Genomic DNA, 16,414 nt, shown 5'->3' on the forward strand with positions numbered 1-16,414 from the left:
GTTTTAAAAAAATGATTACTTTTGCACCCAAATTAACAATAAATATATTTTTATGAATCATTATGAAACTGTTTTCATTTTAAATCCCGTTTTATCTGAAGTTCAGGTAAAGGAAACAGTAAGCAAATTTGAAGATTTTCTTACTAGTAGAGGTGCTGAAATGGTGTCGAAAGAAGACTGGGGTCTAAAAAAGATGGCTTACGAAATTCAAAACAAAAAAAGTGGTTTTTACCATTTGTTCGAATTTAAAGTATCTGGAGAAGTACTTCTTGCCTTCGAAACTGAATTTAGACGTGACGAAAGAGTTATGCGTTTCTTGACTGTAAGTCTTGACAAACATGCTATATCATGGGCTGAAAGAAGAAGAACTAAATTAAAATCTACAAAAGCTTAATTATCATGGCAACATTACAACAATCAGCTTCAGGAAAAAAAGACGGAGATATCAGATATTTAACGCCTTTAAACATAGAAACTAACAAAACTAAGAAATACTGTCGTTTCAAAAAATCAGGTATCAAGTATGTTGATTACAAAGATGCTGATTTCTTATTGAAATTTGTAAATGAACAAGGAAAAATTCTTCCTCGTCGTTTAACAGGAACTTCTTTGAAATACCAAAGAAAAGTGTCTGTAGCTGTAAAAAGAGCACGTCACTTAGCTTTAATGCCGTACGTAGCGGATTTACTTAAATAATAATTAATCACAGTTGTTGCCTCGCTTCGAGCGGGCTAACTTCTACAATACAAGGACAACAACATGGAACTTATTTTAAAACAAGACGTTCAAAATTTAGGATTTAAAGACGATGTAGTAACTGTAAAAAACGGTTATGGTCGTAATTACTTAATCCCACAAGGATTTGCTCAATTAGCTACTGCTTCTGCAAAGAAAGTGTTAGCTGAAAACCTAAAACAAAGAGCGCACAAAGAAGCTAAAGTGGTTGCAGATGCAAAAGCACTTGGTGAAGCTTTGAAAGCTATTGAAATTAAAATTTCTGCAAAAGCAGGTGGAGAAAAATTATTCGGTTCAATTACTAACAGTGACATCGCTGAAGCGTTGGCTAAAGGTGGTCAGTCGGTTGATAGAAAATTCATCACTAGTGGAATTGTAAAACGTACTGGTAAATATACTGCTAGTGTACGTTTACACAGAGATGTTATAGTTGAATTAGACTATGAAATTGTTGCAGAAAAATAACATTGTGTTAGTATTTTGTTAATAAATTACTAAAATCACTCTTCGGAGTGATTTTTTTTTGCCTAATTTCGCGCCATAAACAATACATACTCAAACAAATGAAAAAAATTATCACATTACTACTTATCTTTTGTAGTTCGATCACCATGATCAGTCAAACTACAACGTCTAGTATTAAAGGAATTGTAAAAAGTACGTCAGGCGAGACACTACCGTCGGCTACAATTTTGGCAATTCACACTCCTACAGGTTCTAAATATTCAGGAGTTTCAAATATCGATGGGCGATATAATATGCTAAACATGCGTATTGGTGGACCTTACAAAATCACCATATCCTTTGTTGGTTACAAATCTCAAGAATTTAATGAAGTGTACCTAGAACTTGGTAAAGCTTTGATTTTGGATGCTGAATTGTCAGACGAAAGTATGCAATTGAGCGAGGTGAAAGTTACAGGAGCTAAAAACAAAGTGTTTGGTAACGGTAGAACAGGTGCTGAAACTACAATTGGTAGAAAAGAATTGTCAGCTTTGCCAACAATTTCTAGATCTGCAGAAGATTTCACCCGTTTAGAGCCATCAGCAAGTGGAGGATCTTTCGGTGGGCGTAATGATCAATACAATAGTTACTCTTTGAACGGAGCGGTGTTTAACAACCCGTTTGGTTTAGATGCAGCTACACCTGGTGGGCAAACAGGTTCTCAACCTATCTCATTAGATGCAATTGATCAAATTCAAGTAGCTACTGCTCCTTATGATGTTACTTTATCTGGTTTTACAGGAGCATCTGTAAATGCAGTTACTAAATCAGGTACTAATGAATTTCACGGAACTGCTTACGCTTTTTTTAGAAATCAAGATCTTACAGGAGGACGAATTAAGGGTCAAGATATTTTTGTTCCTTCGCTAGAGCAAACTCAGGCAGGTTTTAGCATCGGTGGACCAATTGTAAAAGACAAACTTTTCTTTTTTGCCAATTTTGAAATTGACCAAAGAAGTGATTTGGGGTCTAATTTCGTTGCCAATAATGGTGATGGAGTTACTGGAGTGAATGAATCAAGAGTTTTAGAATCTGATTTGATTGCAGTTTCAACTGCTTTAAGTAATTTAGGTTATAATACTGGAGCATATCAAGGCTTCAAGCACAATTCAAATTCTAATAAAGGAATTTTTAAATTAGATTGGAATATCAATGACAACAATAAATTAGCAGTTATTTACAATTTTTTAGATGCTAGTAAAGATAAACCAGCACATCCATCAGCTTTAGGATTTAGAGGACCGGATGCAAATACACTTCAATTTGAAAAATCAGGTTACCAAATTAACAATGAGTTAAGTTCTTTTTTAGTAGAGCTTAATTCAAAAGTGAGTGAAACTGTGTCTAACAAATTACAAGCTGGATACACAACATTTAATGATTTCAGAAACCCTTTTTCGACACCAGCACCAGTAATTAATATTCAAAGTAATGGATCTAATTATATTATCGCAGGACACGAGCCTTTTTCTATCAATAATACTTTAAGTCAAAAGGTTTTGCAAATTACAAATAATTTAAATTATACTTTAGGAACACATGCACTTACCTTTGGTGGTTCGTTTGAAAAGTACCAATTTGAAAACTCATTTAATCTTGCTGGTTATGATAATTTTGGTAATCCAAATGGTTATGCTGGAACTTTCTTTTCTCCGTACTTCAGTGTACAAGATTTTTTAACAGATGCTGCTAAACCATTTGCAAGTAGTATTATTGCACAAAATTTACTTTACGCGCAAAACACAGCTGCAACAAAAAACACTTTTGCTGTTGGTGCTGATAACGGCTGGAAATTAGCGGAATTAAATGTAGGTCAAGCTGCATTCTATGTGCAAGATGATTGGAATATTACTGAGAATTTTAAATTCACGTATGGTATTAGAGTTGATAAGCCATTGTATTTTAATACGTCAGATTTGATTCAGAAATATATTGATACGCAAAATGGAGCTACAAGAAACAATAACACTTTGTATTACAATCCAACAACTAAAATGAATGAGCAATTAATCTCAACTACGTTACCTACTGCTGAATTGTTGTGGTCTCCTAGATTTGGTTTTAATTGGGATGTAAAAGGTGATAAAACAACACAATTGCGTGGAGGTTCTGGAATTTTTACAGGAAAACTTCCTTTCGTTTGGTTAGGAAATCAAGTAAGTGGTGCTGATGATGGTTTCTTCCAAATTATGGATAAAGACTTTAAGTGGCCACAAGTATGGAGAAGTAGTTTAGGTTTGGATCACCGTTTCAAAAATAATTATATTGCTACACTTGATGTTGCTTACAATAAAGATATTAATGGGGTACACGTTCAAAACTGGGGATTAAGAACTCCATCAGGTACTTTGGCAGGTGTAGATAATCGTTTAATCTACAATGCTTCAGATAAAGGTGCTAACAATGCTTATGTAATGACCAATTCTAGTAAAGGTTATGTTTTGAACTCTTCTGTAAAGTTGCAAAAAACATTTGATAACGGAGTATTCGCTAGTTTAGCTTACAACTACCTAGTTGCCAAAGATGTGAACTCTATCGAAGCTGAAATTACAGGTGATGCGTTTGCATTTAATCCTGCTTTAGGAAATGTAAACAATGCTGTTTTATCAAATTCTAAATATGGAGATACACACCGTTTTATTGGTGTAGGTTCAAAAAAATGGAAATACGGTTCTAATGATGCATGGGCTACAACAATTTCAACTTTCTTTGAATATGCTCAAGGAGGTCGTTTCAATTACATTTATGGTGGTGATGTTAATAATGACGGATCAGGAACGAATGACTTAATTTACGTTCCAACAACAGCTGAAATTGGTACAATGGCATTCAGTGCTCCTGGTCAAGGTGCTGCATTTGATGCATTTATTAGTCAAGATAAGTATTTGAGTGGTAGAAGAGGGCAATACGCAGAGCGTTATGGAGCTTTAGCACCTTGGAGAGGAAAATGGGATATGAAATTAATTCAAGATTTTAATTTTAAACCATCTTCTAGTTCAAATAAAACAAATACAATTCAGTTTAGTGTTGACATCTTAAATGTTGGAAATTTAATTAATTCTGATTGGGGATTGGTACAAGTTCCTACAAGTATCCAACCTATTGGAGTTAGCGTTAATCAAACTACAAAAGTACCTACTTATACTTTTAACGGAACGCAAACAAAAACATTCAATTACGATGCTAGCTTATTGTCAAGATGGCAAGCACAATTCGGATTAAGATATATTTTTTAGTAGATACTCTAATGTACCAAAAAAGCCTTCTTGAAAAAGAAGGCTTTTTTGGTTTTAAAATTATAAATTTGCACCCATTTTTATTTTAATCAAAGTCCACAACAGGACCAATAGCAATTATACATTTCATGAAATATTCAAGACTTACAAAAGAGCAATTTGAAGAATTAACGCAAGAGTTTACTAATTTTTTAGCAACCCAAGCAATTGATAAAGCGGAATGGGATAAAATTAAATTAGAAAAACCTGAAGTAGCAGAGCAAGAATTAGATGTTTTCTCTGATTTGATTTGGGAAGGCGTTTTGTCTAGAGCAACTTTTTTAGAGCATTTTTCTAAAAATCATATTTTTCTTTTTGAATGTTTTGATACGCACGTACAATCAATTGTCTTAAAATCATTAGTTCCCGATGTTGATTTTCTAACTCGTGAAGGTTTACAATGGTTGAGTGATAATATGTTTACAGAAACTATTGAAATGAAAGTAGGTAAAAAAGAATTCACAGAAGAGCGAAATTCATCAATTTTTCAATTAATACAACAAGGAGCCTTTTTGAGCGACGGTCAGTTATACCAACAAATAAACTCAATTATCAAATCCTAATTTAGTTGTTTTTTGGTTTAATTTGGTTATTTTAGTACACTGATTTCAGGCACTAAAATGACCAATTTTTTTTTTATGGATGATCAAAATACGATAATAAAATTACGCGAAGAATTACACTTTCATAACCACAATTATTATGTGTTAGATGCACCATTGATTTCGGATTATGAATTTGATATGAAATTAAAAGCACTTCAAGATCTTGAAAATGCACATCCAGAATGGTACGATTCTAATTCTCCAACCCAAAGAGTAGGTGGTGCTATTACGAAGAATTTTGAGACCAAGGCGCACGAATACCGAATGTACTCATTAGATAACTCCTATTCAAAAGAAGATTTAATCGATTGGGAAAATCGTATAAAGAAAACCTTAGGCGATGTGCCTTTGCGATATACTTGTGAGCTCAAATATGATGGAGCTTCAATTAGTATTACCTATGAAAACGGACAGTTAAAACGTGCCTTAACTCGTGGTGACGGTTTTCAAGGAGATGATGTTACGAATAATATAAAAACTATCAAATCAATTCCTCTGTTTTTAAAAGGAAATGATTTTCCAGAAAAGTTTGATATTCGTGGCGAAATTGTTTTGCCTTTTGCTGGTTTCGAAAAAATGAATCAAGATTTGATATCCCTTGGTGAAACACCTTATTCTAATCCTAGAAACACAGCTTCGGGTAGTTTAAAATTACAAGATAGTGCAGAAGTAGCCAAACGTCCGCTAGACTGTTTATTGTATTTTATGATTGGGCCAAATCTTCCTTTTCAATCTCAATTTGAAGGCTTACGAGCTGCGAGAAAATGGGGTTTTAAAGTTCCTCAAGAATCAAAATTGGCACAAAATTTAGATGAAGTTTTCGAATTTATTGCTTTTTGGGATCAAAACCGAAGCAATTTGCCTTACGAAACTGATGGCGTGGTCATAAAAGTGGATAACCTACAATTTCAAGATGAATTAGGTTACACTGCCAAGTCGCCCCGATGGGCCATGGCTTATAAGTTTAAATCAGAGCAGGTTGCTACCGTTTTAGAATCTATTTCGTATCAAGTTGGTAGAACAGGCTCTATCACGCCTGTTGCAAACCTTAAAGCAGTGCAACTGGCTGGTACAATTGTAAAAAGAGCTTCCCTACATAATGCGGATCAAATTGAAAAATTAGATATTCGAATTGGAGATACTGTTTTTGTTGAAAAAGGTGGTGAAATTATCCCAAAGATTATCGCTGTTGATTTAACCCAGCGACCACTTCACGCTGAGCCAACAATCTATATTGATAAATGTCCAGAGTGTGAAGCTAATTTAGTAAGAAATGCAGGTGAAGCTAATCACTATTGCCCAAATTTTTATGGTTGTCCACCACAAATTATAGGTCGTATTCAGCATTTTATTTCTCGAAAAGCTATGGATATTGAAGGATTGGGTGGCGAAACGGTTGCGCTTTTATATCAAAATGATTTAGTTCATAACTACGCAGATCTTTACGACTTATCAGTTGCTGATATTTTACCATTGGAAAGAATGGCTCAAAAATCAGCTGATAACTTAGTAAATGGTGTCGAAAAATCTAAAAATATACCATTCGAACGTGTTCTCTATGCATTGGGAATCCGTTTTGTAGGTGAAACTGTCGCTAAAAAATTAGCTAAGCATTACAAAACTATTGACGCTTTGCGAACAGCAAATTTATTAGAATTGATGCTCGTTGATGAAATAGGAGAGCGCATCGCTCAAAGTGTAATGGACTTTTTTCAAAACGAACAAAACAGTATTATCATTCAACGATTAAAAGGTTATGGCTTACAATTTGAGTTATTAGAAAATACAAATCCTGATGCAACTAATTTGTTGGTTGGTAAGACATTTGTGGTATCTGGTGTTTTTGAGAAATTTTCTCGTGACGAATTGAAAAAAGCAATTGAAGACAACGGTGGAAAAGTAGGGAGTTCTATATCTGCCAAAACAGATTATTTAATTGCTGGAGCAAATATGGGTCCTGCCAAATTGGATAAAGCCGTCAAGTTGAATATTTCGATTATTTCGGAGGATGATTTTATGAAGTTAATAGCTTAAAATAATGCTGATATCGTTTAAGAAACCTTATTTTTCGGTTGAGAATATTCTTATTTTTTTACTTTTTTCTTTTTCATTAGTAGCTGTAGTTGCTGAGTGGAGAGAAAATCATCTTTTTACTGTGGTATTCAAACCAATTGTAGCCGTTTTATTGATTGTCCTTTATTGGTTATCATCAAAACGAAGGGATCCTATTTTTTTTGCTTGTTGCTTCTTTTTACTTTGTACAAGTATAATGATGATGAATACCTCGATGTTGTTTGTAATTTTAGGAGTAATTTCGATTGTGACTTTTCGAATATTATTGATTGTTTTGATTTTAAAGCTACAAAATTTTAAAAAAATAGGAATTACGCTTTTGGCTATTGTTCCATTTCTCTGTATTTTTTCGTACCTATTATTTAATTCAGAAGGATTGCCATTAAATAGTCATACTGTAATTATGATTCAGAATGTAATTGTAGCGGTAGCATTAGGCATCATTGTATCTTTATACATCAATCAGTCATTGAGTAATAATACAGTTTGGTTATATATTTTTGGATTATTGTATGCTTCCCTTTATTTTTTATTGCTAATTGAAAAATGTTTTTTAGCAAGGTTTCCGTTATCACATTTTGAGCCTTTAATCATGATGCTTCACGTAAGTTGTTATTATGCTTTTTACAAGTATGCACTTGATATGGAAGATAAATCAGAATTTGGAACACTGTTGTAAAAAAAAAGAATCGATTACATTTAATCGATTCTTTTTTTATTCAGTAAATCCAATTTTTAGTTGAAGGAGTTTTATACAATTATAGTTTTGCCATCAACGGCTTTAGCCTTCTCATTATCTAAATAAAAGTCAATGCGCCCTACATTTATGCCGTAGCAACCTACTTGGTTGACAAGTACATCTTGACCAGCTTTGTTTTTTAAAACTGTTGGCTTGTCTAGAAAAGTATGTGTGTGACCACCAATAATTAAATCAATATCTTGAGTAAGTTCGGCTAATTTTATATCAGAGATTTTATTAGGTTCGTCTCTGTATTTGTATCCTAAATGCGAAAGGCAAATTACAATATCACATTTTTGTTCTTTTTTCAAAATGCGCACCATATCCTGGGCAATTTCTAGCGGGTCATTATACACTGTTTCTTTTGATAAGTTTTTATCAACTAAACCAGCCAATTCTATTCCAAGTCCAAAAACTCCCACCTTGATACCATCTTTGTTAAATACTTTGAATGGTTTTACAAAACCGTCCATCACAGTATTTTTAAAATCGTAATTAGCACATAAAAAATCGAATTTTGCATGTGGCAATTGTGCGCGTAAACCATCAATTCCATTATCAAAATCGTGATTACCAATAGCAGATGCATCGTATTGCATCATACTCATTAATTTGAATTCCAATTCGCCTCCGTAATAATTAAAATACGGAGTTCCTTGAAAAATATCTCCTGCATCAAGCAAAAGTACATTTGGATTTTCTTTACGTACCGTTTCAATTAATGCAGCTCGGCGCGCCACACCGCCCATATTAGCGTTTCTCGGATGGTCAGCAGGAAATGGATCAATGTAACTGTGCACGTCATTTGTGTGTAAAATCGTCAAATGTTTTGTTTTTGAAGTTCCAAAACTGCTTAATGATACTCCTAAACCAAGTAATGCAGACCCGGCAGCGGTTTTTTCTATAAACTCTCTTCTTTTCATGTGTATACTTTTTTATTAAAAGCAGGAGCAATATTTTAAAACTTAAAATACTGATCCTTATTTTGTTATCGCCAAACAGAAAATCCTAATCGGTGCAGATCTATTTTGCTATTATTTTTCTCTGATAAATTCTTTTTAAAACTATGTTTTATTCCTCTGTGATACGAATATCGTTGGGAACCGCAATAGTATCAACATCTTTGAAATAATCAATTAAGATGTTGCGTAATTTGTATTCTAAATCAAATTTTTGAATACCTTTTTTGAAAAAGTTCATGTTATCGCCACCATTGGCTAGATAATCGTTGGTACCAACGTAGTAAATAGTTTCGTTTTGAACTGGTTTTCCTCGTATCACAATGTTTTTAGCAAATTTATTTTTGTCAATTGTAAATGTAATTCCTGCTAAAGGGTGTGGTTTTTTTTCGGCAATAAAGAAATTTACCATTTCAATAATTTGCTCTCCTTTTAGTGCAATTACTACTAGACTATTTTCGAAAGGCATAATTTCAAAAGCTGTTCGAGCCGTTACATTTCCTTTTGGAAGAATAGAACGAATACCACCACTATTAAGCAAACAAATGTCTATACTTTTTTTGTCTCTTAATTGAAATGCTTTCGTACCATATTGCAATGTTATATCGGCCATTAAATTTCCGATTTTGGTTTGCCATTTCCCATTACTTTTGTCCAGAGTTTCAGGACAAATTGCCAAAACATTATCTAAGTCTTTATTGATGTGTTCTCTGTAAGGTGCTACAAAGTTTTCAATTGCAGCAACTTGTGAATTGGTGTTGGTAATTGGAACTTTTTTTCCCTCAATTTTTGTAATGTAATATTTTTGACTGCTGCAAGATGCAATACAAATAAGTGTTAAGAATATAACAAAAAGTTTCAAAACATCGTTATACTTTTTTAAATTTACCATTTTAAATGCGACTTTATTAATTAAATTTGTAATCAGGTAAAAGTACTATGTTTTTAAATTATATAAAGCGTTTTTTGGTAAAAAAATCATTAAATTACGGTTGGGATAATTTAAAAACAAATGTTGTAAATAACCGTGTGCAAACAGTTGGGATACTAGCAGATGCTCAAAGTAAAGATTATCACGATGACTTATTGAACCAAATTTTGACACACGGAATTAAAGTAGAAAACTGTTCTTTTTTGGTTTTTAATTCAGAGAAAAGGAATGAATTTACAGACAAGTACAGTCATTTTGGTTCTAAAGATTTCGGTTGGAGTGGTGCAATTAATGAGAAATTTATAACTGATTTTTGTAATACAGATTTTGATTTGTTAGTTAATTTTTTCGACGAGGCGAATCCCTTTTTGATGAAAGTAGCACAACAGTCAAAAGCAGGATTTAAAGTAGGTTTTGATACTATAGACGAACGATTGAATCATTTTTTACTACAAACCCCAGACACAAAGCCTAAGGTTTTTGTTGACGAGTTATTCAAATATCTAAAAATACTAAACAAAATATAAATATAAGATCATGCAGGCATTAATAGGAACCGGAGTAGCCTTAATCACTCCATTTAAAAAAGATTTTTCAATCGATATAGAAGCTTTGAAAAGAATTGTTCAATTCTCTATCGATGGAGGAATTGAATATTTAGTAGTTTTAGGTACAACTGCCGAAAATGCCACTCTCTCTCAAGAAGAAAAAGAGGTAGTAATTCAAACTGTTATTGAGGCGAATAAAGGCATTTTACCTTTAGTTTTGGGAGTAGGCGGAAATAATACTGCAAAAGTAGTGGAGGAGTTGAAAACTAGAGACTTATCAGCCTTCACAGCTATTTTATCGGTGTCTCCTTATTACAATAAACCAACACAAGAAGGAATTTACCAACATTTTAAGGCGGTTGCGCAAGCATCACCAATTCCTGTAATTTTATATAATGTTCCTGGTAGGACTTCAAGTAATGTGTTGCCTGCAACTGTGGTTCGATTAGCAAATGAGTTTAGCAATGTAGTTGCAATTAAGGAAGCAGCGGGAGATCTAGTTCAAGCGATGCAATTAATTAAAGATGTACCTAAAGACTTCTTGGTGATTTCTGGGGATGACATGATTGCTTTGCCAATGGTTTTGGCAGGAGGAGCCGGGGTTATTTCAGTGATAGGGCAGGGTTTTCCAAAAGAATTTTCTGAGATGATTCGTTTGGGGCTTAATCGTAAAGTAGATGAAGCTTTTAAAACGCAATACCTTTTAGCTGAAAGTATTGATATGATCTTTGAACAAGGAAATCCAGCTGGGATTAAAGAAATTTTTAGTGTACTAGGTTTAACCGAAAATACGGTACGTTTACCTTTAGTTACTGTAAATGATGATTTGTCTAGTAGAATTGCTGCTTTTGTGGGGAAACTTTCAAAAATTAGCTAAATAAAGACGCTTTTTTTAAATAAAAAATATATTTTGCAGTCGCTAAATTAATAACTAAATTTGCCGACGAAACTTCGGCGTGATTCTGTAAGTAGTTTCAGCTTGCAAATCATGAAATAAGTAAGAAAATGAAAAAAATAATATCGCTTTTTATTGTAGTTGTCCTGTTTTGCTCTTGTAATGAGTATCAAAAAGCCTTAAAATCAGAAGATGTGGCTGTTAAATTTGATTTAGCAACTAAAATGTATGATGCTGGTAAATACAATAAAGCCATCCGACTTTTTGAGCAAATAGCACCTTCGTATCGCGGAAAACCTCAAGCAGAAAAGTTGTTTTACATGTTCTCTCAGTCGTATTTTAAAACCAAACAATATTATTTGGCAGGATATCAGTTTGAAAGTTTTGTTTCAGGTTATCCAAAAAGTGAAAAACTAGAGGAAGCAGCCTTCCTTGGAGCTAAGAGTTATTCAATGTTATCTCCCGTGTATAGTTTGGATCAAACGGAGACCAACAAATCGCTTGATAAATTGCAAACTTTTATTGATGCTTATCCTAATTCAACTTATTTAGCAGAAGCGAATGCTATAGTACAGACTTTAAGTGGTAAAATTCAAAAAAAGGTTTACGAAAATGCTAAAGGTTATCATACCGTGACAGAGTATAAAGCTGCCATCGTAGCTTTAGATAATTTCGTTGCTGATTATCCAGGTACACCTTACAAAGAAGATGCTTTGTTTTACAAGTTTGATTCAGCCTACCAATTGGCAATAAACAGTATTCCATCTAAAATGGAAGAACGTTTAAATGCGGCTAAGGTAGCACAGTCAAGTTTGATGAAGTTCAACGCAGAAACAAAATATAAAAAAGAGGCAGCAGCAATGTTGGCTCGAATAGAAAAAGATTTACAAAAATTTACTAAATAAATAAAGTCATGGATTTAAAAAAGACGAATGCTCCAGTAAATACAATAACTTATAACAAAACAGTTATTGAAGAACCTACTGGTAATGTGTATGAAGCGATAACCATTATGGCTAAAAGAGCAAATCAAATCAACTCTGAAATCAAAAAAGAATTGACAGAGAAATTAGAAGAGTTTGCCACATACAATGATAGTCTTGAAGAAGTTTTTGAAAATAAAGAACAAATCGAGGTGTCTAAATTTTACGAGAAATTACCAAAACCACATGCATTAGCAGTTCAAGAGTGGTTAGATGGAAAAATCTACCACAGAGATTCAAACAAATAATAGCATACTATGTCAGTTTTAAACGGGAAGAAAATTCTACTAGGAATTTCTGGTGGAATTGCAGCCTATAAAACAGCGTCATTAGTTCGACTTTTCATAAAAGCAGGTGCACATGTCCAAGTGATAATGACACCTGCTTCTAAGGATTTTGTAACGCCGCTTACCTTATCTACGCTTTCTAAAAATCCAGTTCACTCAAGTTTTTACAATCAAGACGACGAGAATGAAAAATGGAACAATCACGTAGAATTAGCACTTTGGGCTGATTTTATGGTTATTGCTCCAGCAACAGCCAACACTTTATCGAAAATGACACACGGCACCTGTGATAATTTACTTATTGCAGCCTATTTGTCGGCTAAATGTCCGGTTTATTTTGCGCCAGCTATGGATTTAGATATGTACAAGCATCCATCCACTGTTGCTAGTTTTCAAGCTTTAAGTAGTTTTGGTAATATGATGATTCCTGCAGAAACAGGTGAGTTAGCAAGTGGTTTGTCTGGCGAAGGCAGAATGGCAGAGCCGGAAAATATTATCGCTTTTATAGAAGCTGATTTAGAGGGTAAATTGCCTTTGAAAGGTAAAAAAATTCTAATTACTGCTGGCCCGACATACGAAGCGATTGATCCCGTACGTTTTATAGGTAATTACTCGTCGGGTAAAATGGGTTTTGATATAGCACAAGTTGCCGCTGATTTAGGTGCTTCGGTTACCTTAGTCACAGGTCCTACGCATTTAAAAATTAATCATTCGTTAATTCAAGTTGTACCTGTTGTGGCTGCAGAACAAATGTACCATGCATGTCACGAATTTTATAATGATGTTGATGTAGCTATTGCTGCTGCCGCTGTGGCAGATTATAAGCCTAAGTACAAGGCTGATCAGAAAATTAAAAAAGCATCTGATGATTTCACAATTGAGCTAGAAAAAACAAAAGATATTTTAGCCTCATTTGGAGCTCATAAAAAACAGCAATTTTTGATTGGTTTTGCTTTAGAAACCGAAAATGAAATTGAGAATGCAAAATTGAAAATTCAGAAAAAAAACCTAGATTTGATTGTTTTAAACTCCTTACAAGATGACGGTGCAGGATTTGGTACACCAACTAACAAAATTACTTTCATTGATAAGAATTTTGTCATTGAACCAATGCCGTTAAAATCTAAGGAGGCAGTTGCTACCGATATTGTAGCAAAAGTTTTAGAACATTTTGATTCGTAGTTAGAGTGCAGTTAATATGCTATTATCCTAAAAAAGTCGAGTCAAACAAATACTAAAAGTTAAAGATGAAGAAATTATATGCTTTTTTACTCCTTTTTATTTGTGGATACGGACAAGCACAGCAGCTTAACTGTACCGTTACTGTTGATTCACAGCGTTTGAGTGCAACGAATCAGCAGGTTTTTAAAACCTTACAAACATCAATAACAGAGTTTGTTAACAAAACCGATTGGACAGGCAAAGCTTTAAAACAGTCCGAAAAGATTAATTGTTCCATGTACATTACGATCAATTCTAATAGTTCTGATCAATTTTCAGCTTCTATTCAGGTACAATCCTCTCGTCCAATTTATAATTCTACTTATGCTTCTCCAGTTTTAAATTACAACGATAAAGATTTTAGTTTTAGGTACGTTGAATTTGAAAATCTATTTTTTAACCCAGCTTCGTACGATTCTAATTTAGTTTCTGTTTTAGCTTTTTATAGTTATATGATTTTGGGCCTAGATGCTGACACTTTTGTAGCTAATTCTGGTTCAAATAGTTTTGAGATTGCTCAAAACATTGCAACCGTGGCACAGCAGGGTGGTGCTAAAGGGTGGAGTCAAGCAGATGGAAATCAAACGCGTTTCTTTTTAATAAATGATTTACTTTCGCCACCATTCCAGCCAATTAGGCAAGCAATGTATGATTACCACACCGCTCTGGATGTAATGAGTCAGGATGGAAGGAGCGCGAAAGATAACGTAAAAACAGCGCTGATAAATCTTTCCAAATTAAATACATCAAGGCCTAATGCTTTTTTGTCAAGAGTTTTTTTTGACGCTAAGTCTGATGAAATAGTTTCCATTTTTTCAGGAGGACCATCTGTACCTACCGCAGATTTGGTTGATGGATTGAATAAAATTTCGCCTTTAAACTCTAGTAAGTGGGCTATGATGACTTTTTAATCCCTAAAAAAAATCCTCTTTTACTGCCAATTATCTATTAATAAATCAAACTAATGATTACGTCACTTTCGATAAAAAATTACGCTTTAATAGAAAAACTTTCAATAGATTTTTCATCTGGATTTTCTATAATTACAGGAGAGACTGGCGCTGGAAAGTCGATAATTTTGGGTGCTCTAGGATTGGTTCTTGGTAAAAGAGCTGACTTGAGTTCTCTAAAAAATAAAGAAGAAAAATGTGTAATTGAAGCACAGTTTGAAATTAGCAAATACAATCTTCGTCCGTTTTTTGAGGCGAACGATCTGGATTACGAAGATGAGACTATTATCCGACGTGAAATTTTACCATCGGGTAAGTCAAGAGCCTTTATAAATGACAGTCCAGCGAATTTACAAGAGTTGCAGGATTTGAGTGTTTTTCTTTTAGACATTCACTCACAGCAACAAACTCAAGAATTATCTGATGAAGGAGTACAGTTTGCAATTATTGATGCAATTGCTTCCAACAATGAAACTATTTCAGAATATCAATCCTTGTTAAAAAAATTCAAATCAGATCAATCTAAATTGAATGCGCTACTTAAAAAACAAGCTGAATCTAAAAAAGAACAAGATTACAATACCTTTTTGCTGCAAGAATTGCAGGCTGCCAAACTAAAAGCTGGTGAGCAAGAAGTTTTAGAGACAGAATTTGAAAAATTAAATAATGTTGAAATCATCAAAGAGTCTCTTCAAAGAGCTTTGTCAATTTCGAACGAAGAGCAAATTGGAGTTTTACATAATTTGAATGAAATTAAAGCTTCTCTTCAAAAAATTGCTTCTTTTTCTGAAGAGTATAACTTGTTATTAGATCGCATTACAAGTTTAGCTATTGAGTTTAATGATATTTCTGCTGAAATGAATCGCAATGCGGAAAAGTTGATTGATGATCCAGAACAACTTAACTTATTAAGTCAAAAATTACAATTGATTTTCTCTTTACAGAAAAAACACCAAGTAGCAACTGTAGAAGAGTTGTTGGCTATCCAAACTGGATTAGAGAATGCTGTACTGGAGTTAGGAACAATGGAACAGGATATTGCAATCTTAACTGCTTCGTTGTCTTCTCATACAGAGCAATTAGATACTATGGCCGAAGTGATTCGTAAAAATAGACAAGTCGCTATTCCGGTCTTGACAGAGCAATTGATTACTATTTTAGCATCTTTGGGTATGCCCAACGTTCGCTTTGACATTCAAGTATTGCCATCAAAAGTATATCATACTAATGGTAAAGATGAACTTCAATTTTTGTTTTCGGCAAACAAAGGAACTGATTTCGGGATTTTGAAAAAGGTAGCCTCTGGTGGTGAAATGTCTCGAATAATGTTGGCCGTAAAAGCTATTTTGGCACAGTATTCAAAACTACCTACTTTAATTTTTGACGAAATTGATACTGGAGTTTCAGGTGAAATCGCTATCAGAATGGGTGAAATTATGAAGCAAATGAGTCAACAGATGCAAATATTTGCGATTACGCATTTACCGCAAATTGCAGCCAAAGGAAATGCGCATTTCAAAGTGTTAAAATCAACTGTAGGAGAAGATACGCAATCGGAATTGAGATTGCTGTCTGCTGAAGATAGAGTAGTGGAAATCGCTCAAATGTTGTCTGGAACTGTAGTCTCTGACTCTGCCTTAAATCATGCAAAAGCCTTGTTGAACTAATTTTTTAAATTATATTTGTCTGCGTTTTGAATTGTAATTACA

General features: G+C 33.7%; 16 protein-coding genes. 14 read left to right on the forward strand and 2 right to left on the reverse strand.

What is annotated here, in order from left to right:
• Nucleotides 1–52 precede the first annotated feature (52 nt).
• The 7 genes from rpsF to G9Q29_RS04570 all read left to right on the forward strand — a co-directional run bounded on the left by rpsF (nucleotide 53) and on the right by G9Q29_RS04570 (nucleotide 7,871).
• Nucleotides 53–394 carry a 30S ribosomal protein S6 gene (gene rpsF, locus G9Q29_RS04540; RefSeq protein WP_166133788.1) on the forward strand — a complete coding sequence of 114 codons (342 nt, stop codon included), beginning with the start codon at nucleotides 53–55 and terminating at the stop codon, nucleotides 392–394.
• Nucleotides 395–399: 5 nt separating this feature from the next.
• Nucleotides 400–696, forward strand: a complete 297-nt coding sequence (rpsR, locus tag G9Q29_RS04545) for a 30S ribosomal protein S18 (protein WP_026715037.1) — start codon at nucleotides 400–402, stop codon at nucleotides 694–696.
• Between the two features lie 63 nt (nucleotides 697–759).
• Nucleotides 760–1,200, forward strand: coding sequence for a 50S ribosomal protein L9 (gene rplI / locus G9Q29_RS04550; protein WP_166133790.1), 441 nt, complete (start codon nucleotides 760–762; stop codon nucleotides 1,198–1,200).
• Between the two features lie 98 nt (nucleotides 1,201–1,298).
• The gene (locus G9Q29_RS04555) at nucleotides 1,299–4,475 is read left to right on the forward strand and encodes a TonB-dependent receptor (RefSeq protein WP_166133792.1); all 3,177 of its coding nucleotides are present in this window, start codon (nucleotides 1,299–1,301) and stop codon (nucleotides 4,473–4,475) included.
• 128 nt (nucleotides 4,476–4,603) lie between these two features.
• Nucleotides 4,604–5,077, forward strand: a complete 474-nt coding sequence (locus G9Q29_RS04560; protein ID WP_166133794.1) for a DUF6495 family protein — start codon at nucleotides 4,604–4,606, stop codon at nucleotides 5,075–5,077.
• A gap of 75 nt (nucleotides 5,078–5,152) precedes the next feature.
• The gene (gene ligA / locus G9Q29_RS04565) at nucleotides 5,153–7,153 is read left to right on the forward strand and encodes an NAD-dependent DNA ligase LigA (protein ID WP_166133796.1); all 2,001 of its coding nucleotides are present in this window, start codon (nucleotides 5,153–5,155) and stop codon (nucleotides 7,151–7,153) included.
• A gap of 4 nt (nucleotides 7,154–7,157) precedes the next feature.
• Entirely contained in the window at nucleotides 7,158–7,871 is a 714-nt protein-coding gene (locus G9Q29_RS04570) for a hypothetical protein (RefSeq protein WP_166133798.1), read from the forward strand.
• Between the two features lie 71 nt (nucleotides 7,872–7,942).
• Here G9Q29_RS04570 and G9Q29_RS04575 read toward each other — a convergent pair whose 3' ends face one another.
• Nucleotides 7,943–8,854 (reverse strand): bifunctional metallophosphatase/5'-nucleotidase, encoded by a 912-nt coding sequence (locus G9Q29_RS04575; protein WP_166133800.1) that lies wholly within the window; start codon nucleotides 8,852–8,854, stop codon nucleotides 7,943–7,945.
• A 148-nt stretch (nucleotides 8,855–9,002) separates the two neighbouring features.
• On the reverse strand, nucleotides 9,003–9,782 hold the full coding sequence (locus G9Q29_RS04580) for a 5'-nucleotidase C-terminal domain-containing protein (protein WP_166133802.1): 780 nt from the start codon (nucleotides 9,780–9,782) through the stop codon (nucleotides 9,003–9,005).
• 47 nt (nucleotides 9,783–9,829) lie between these two features.
• On the opposite strand from G9Q29_RS04580, the gene G9Q29_RS04585 reads away from it, so the two are divergent.
• The 7 genes from G9Q29_RS04585 to recN all read left to right on the forward strand — a co-directional run bounded on the left by G9Q29_RS04585 (nucleotide 9,830) and on the right by recN (nucleotide 16,372).
• Nucleotides 9,830–10,348, forward strand: coding sequence for a DUF6913 domain-containing protein (locus tag G9Q29_RS04585; protein WP_166133804.1), 519 nt, complete (start codon nucleotides 9,830–9,832; stop codon nucleotides 10,346–10,348).
• 10 nt (nucleotides 10,349–10,358) lie between these two features.
• The gene (dapA, locus tag G9Q29_RS04590) at nucleotides 10,359–11,246 is read left to right on the forward strand and encodes a 4-hydroxy-tetrahydrodipicolinate synthase (protein WP_166133806.1); all 888 of its coding nucleotides are present in this window, start codon (nucleotides 10,359–10,361) and stop codon (nucleotides 11,244–11,246) included.
• Nucleotides 11,247–11,374: 128 nt separating this feature from the next.
• Nucleotides 11,375–12,169 (forward strand): outer membrane protein assembly factor BamD, encoded by a 795-nt coding sequence (locus G9Q29_RS04595; protein ID WP_166133808.1) that lies wholly within the window; start codon nucleotides 11,375–11,377, stop codon nucleotides 12,167–12,169.
• 8 nt (nucleotides 12,170–12,177) lie between these two features.
• Nucleotides 12,178–12,495: a DNA-directed RNA polymerase subunit omega gene (locus tag G9Q29_RS04600; RefSeq protein WP_026709525.1), complete on the forward strand. Its 318-nt coding sequence runs from the start codon at nucleotides 12,178–12,180 to the stop codon at nucleotides 12,493–12,495.
• 9 nt (nucleotides 12,496–12,504) lie between these two features.
• On the forward strand, nucleotides 12,505–13,716 hold the full coding sequence (coaBC, locus tag G9Q29_RS04605) for a bifunctional phosphopantothenoylcysteine decarboxylase/phosphopantothenate--cysteine ligase CoaBC (RefSeq protein WP_166133810.1): 1,212 nt from the start codon (nucleotides 12,505–12,507) through the stop codon (nucleotides 13,714–13,716).
• A 65-nt stretch (nucleotides 13,717–13,781) separates the two neighbouring features.
• Nucleotides 13,782–14,666 (forward strand): type IX secretion system protein PorD, encoded by an 885-nt coding sequence (gene porD / locus G9Q29_RS04610; protein ID WP_166133812.1) that lies wholly within the window; start codon nucleotides 13,782–13,784, stop codon nucleotides 14,664–14,666.
• Between the two features lie 53 nt (nucleotides 14,667–14,719).
• The gene (gene recN, locus G9Q29_RS04615) at nucleotides 14,720–16,372 is read left to right on the forward strand and encodes a DNA repair protein RecN (protein WP_166133814.1); all 1,653 of its coding nucleotides are present in this window, start codon (nucleotides 14,720–14,722) and stop codon (nucleotides 16,370–16,372) included.
• Nucleotides 16,373–16,414 lie beyond the last annotated feature (42 nt).

This window comes from Flavobacterium turcicum, from assembly GCF_011365745.1.
GTDB lineage: Bacteria > Bacteroidota > Bacteroidia > Flavobacteriales > Flavobacteriaceae > Flavobacterium > Flavobacterium turcicum.

What these genes read in the sequence shown, in the direction of transcription:
- rpsR (WP_026715037.1), top strand. Translation starts at nt 400, where the DNA reads ATGGCAACATTACAACAATCAGCTTCAGGAAAAAAAGACGGAGATATC.
- recN (WP_166133814.1), top strand. Translation starts at nt 14,720, where the DNA reads ATGATTACGTCACTTTCGATAAAAAATTACGCTTTAATAGAAAAACTT.
- rplI (WP_166133790.1), top strand. Translation starts at nt 760, where the DNA reads ATGGAACTTATTTTAAAACAAGACGTTCAAAATTTAGGATTTAAAGAC.
- dapA (WP_166133806.1), top strand. Translation starts at nt 10,359, where the DNA reads ATGCAGGCATTAATAGGAACCGGAGTAGCCTTAATCACTCCATTTAAA.
- porD (WP_166133812.1), top strand. Translation starts at nt 13,782, where the DNA reads ATGAAGAAATTATATGCTTTTTTACTCCTTTTTATTTGTGGATACGGA.
- G9Q29_RS04560 (WP_166133794.1), top strand. Translation starts at nt 4,604, where the DNA reads ATGAAATATTCAAGACTTACAAAAGAGCAATTTGAAGAATTAACGCAA.
- G9Q29_RS04595 (WP_166133808.1), top strand. Translation starts at nt 11,375, where the DNA reads ATGAAAAAAATAATATCGCTTTTTATTGTAGTTGTCCTGTTTTGCTCT.
- coaBC (WP_166133810.1), top strand. Translation starts at nt 12,505, where the DNA reads ATGTCAGTTTTAAACGGGAAGAAAATTCTACTAGGAATTTCTGGTGGA.
- G9Q29_RS04555 (WP_166133792.1), top strand. Translation starts at nt 1,299, where the DNA reads ATGAAAAAAATTATCACATTACTACTTATCTTTTGTAGTTCGATCACC.
- G9Q29_RS04585 (WP_166133804.1), top strand. Translation starts at nt 9,830, where the DNA reads ATGTTTTTAAATTATATAAAGCGTTTTTTGGTAAAAAAATCATTAAAT.
- G9Q29_RS04580 (WP_166133802.1), bottom strand. Translation starts at nt 9,782, where the DNA reads ATGGTAAATTTAAAAAAGTATAACGATGTTTTGAAACTTTTTGTTATA.
- G9Q29_RS04600 (WP_026709525.1), top strand. Translation starts at nt 12,178, where the DNA reads ATGGATTTAAAAAAGACGAATGCTCCAGTAAATACAATAACTTATAAC.
- G9Q29_RS04575 (WP_166133800.1), bottom strand. Translation starts at nt 8,854, where the DNA reads ATGAAAAGAAGAGAGTTTATAGAAAAAACCGCTGCCGGGTCTGCATTA.
- ligA (WP_166133796.1), top strand. Translation starts at nt 5,153, where the DNA reads ATGGATGATCAAAATACGATAATAAAATTACGCGAAGAATTACACTTT.
- G9Q29_RS04570 (WP_166133798.1), top strand. Translation starts at nt 7,158, where the DNA reads ATGCTGATATCGTTTAAGAAACCTTATTTTTCGGTTGAGAATATTCTT.
- rpsF (WP_166133788.1), top strand. Translation starts at nt 53, where the DNA reads ATGAATCATTATGAAACTGTTTTCATTTTAAATCCCGTTTTATCTGAA.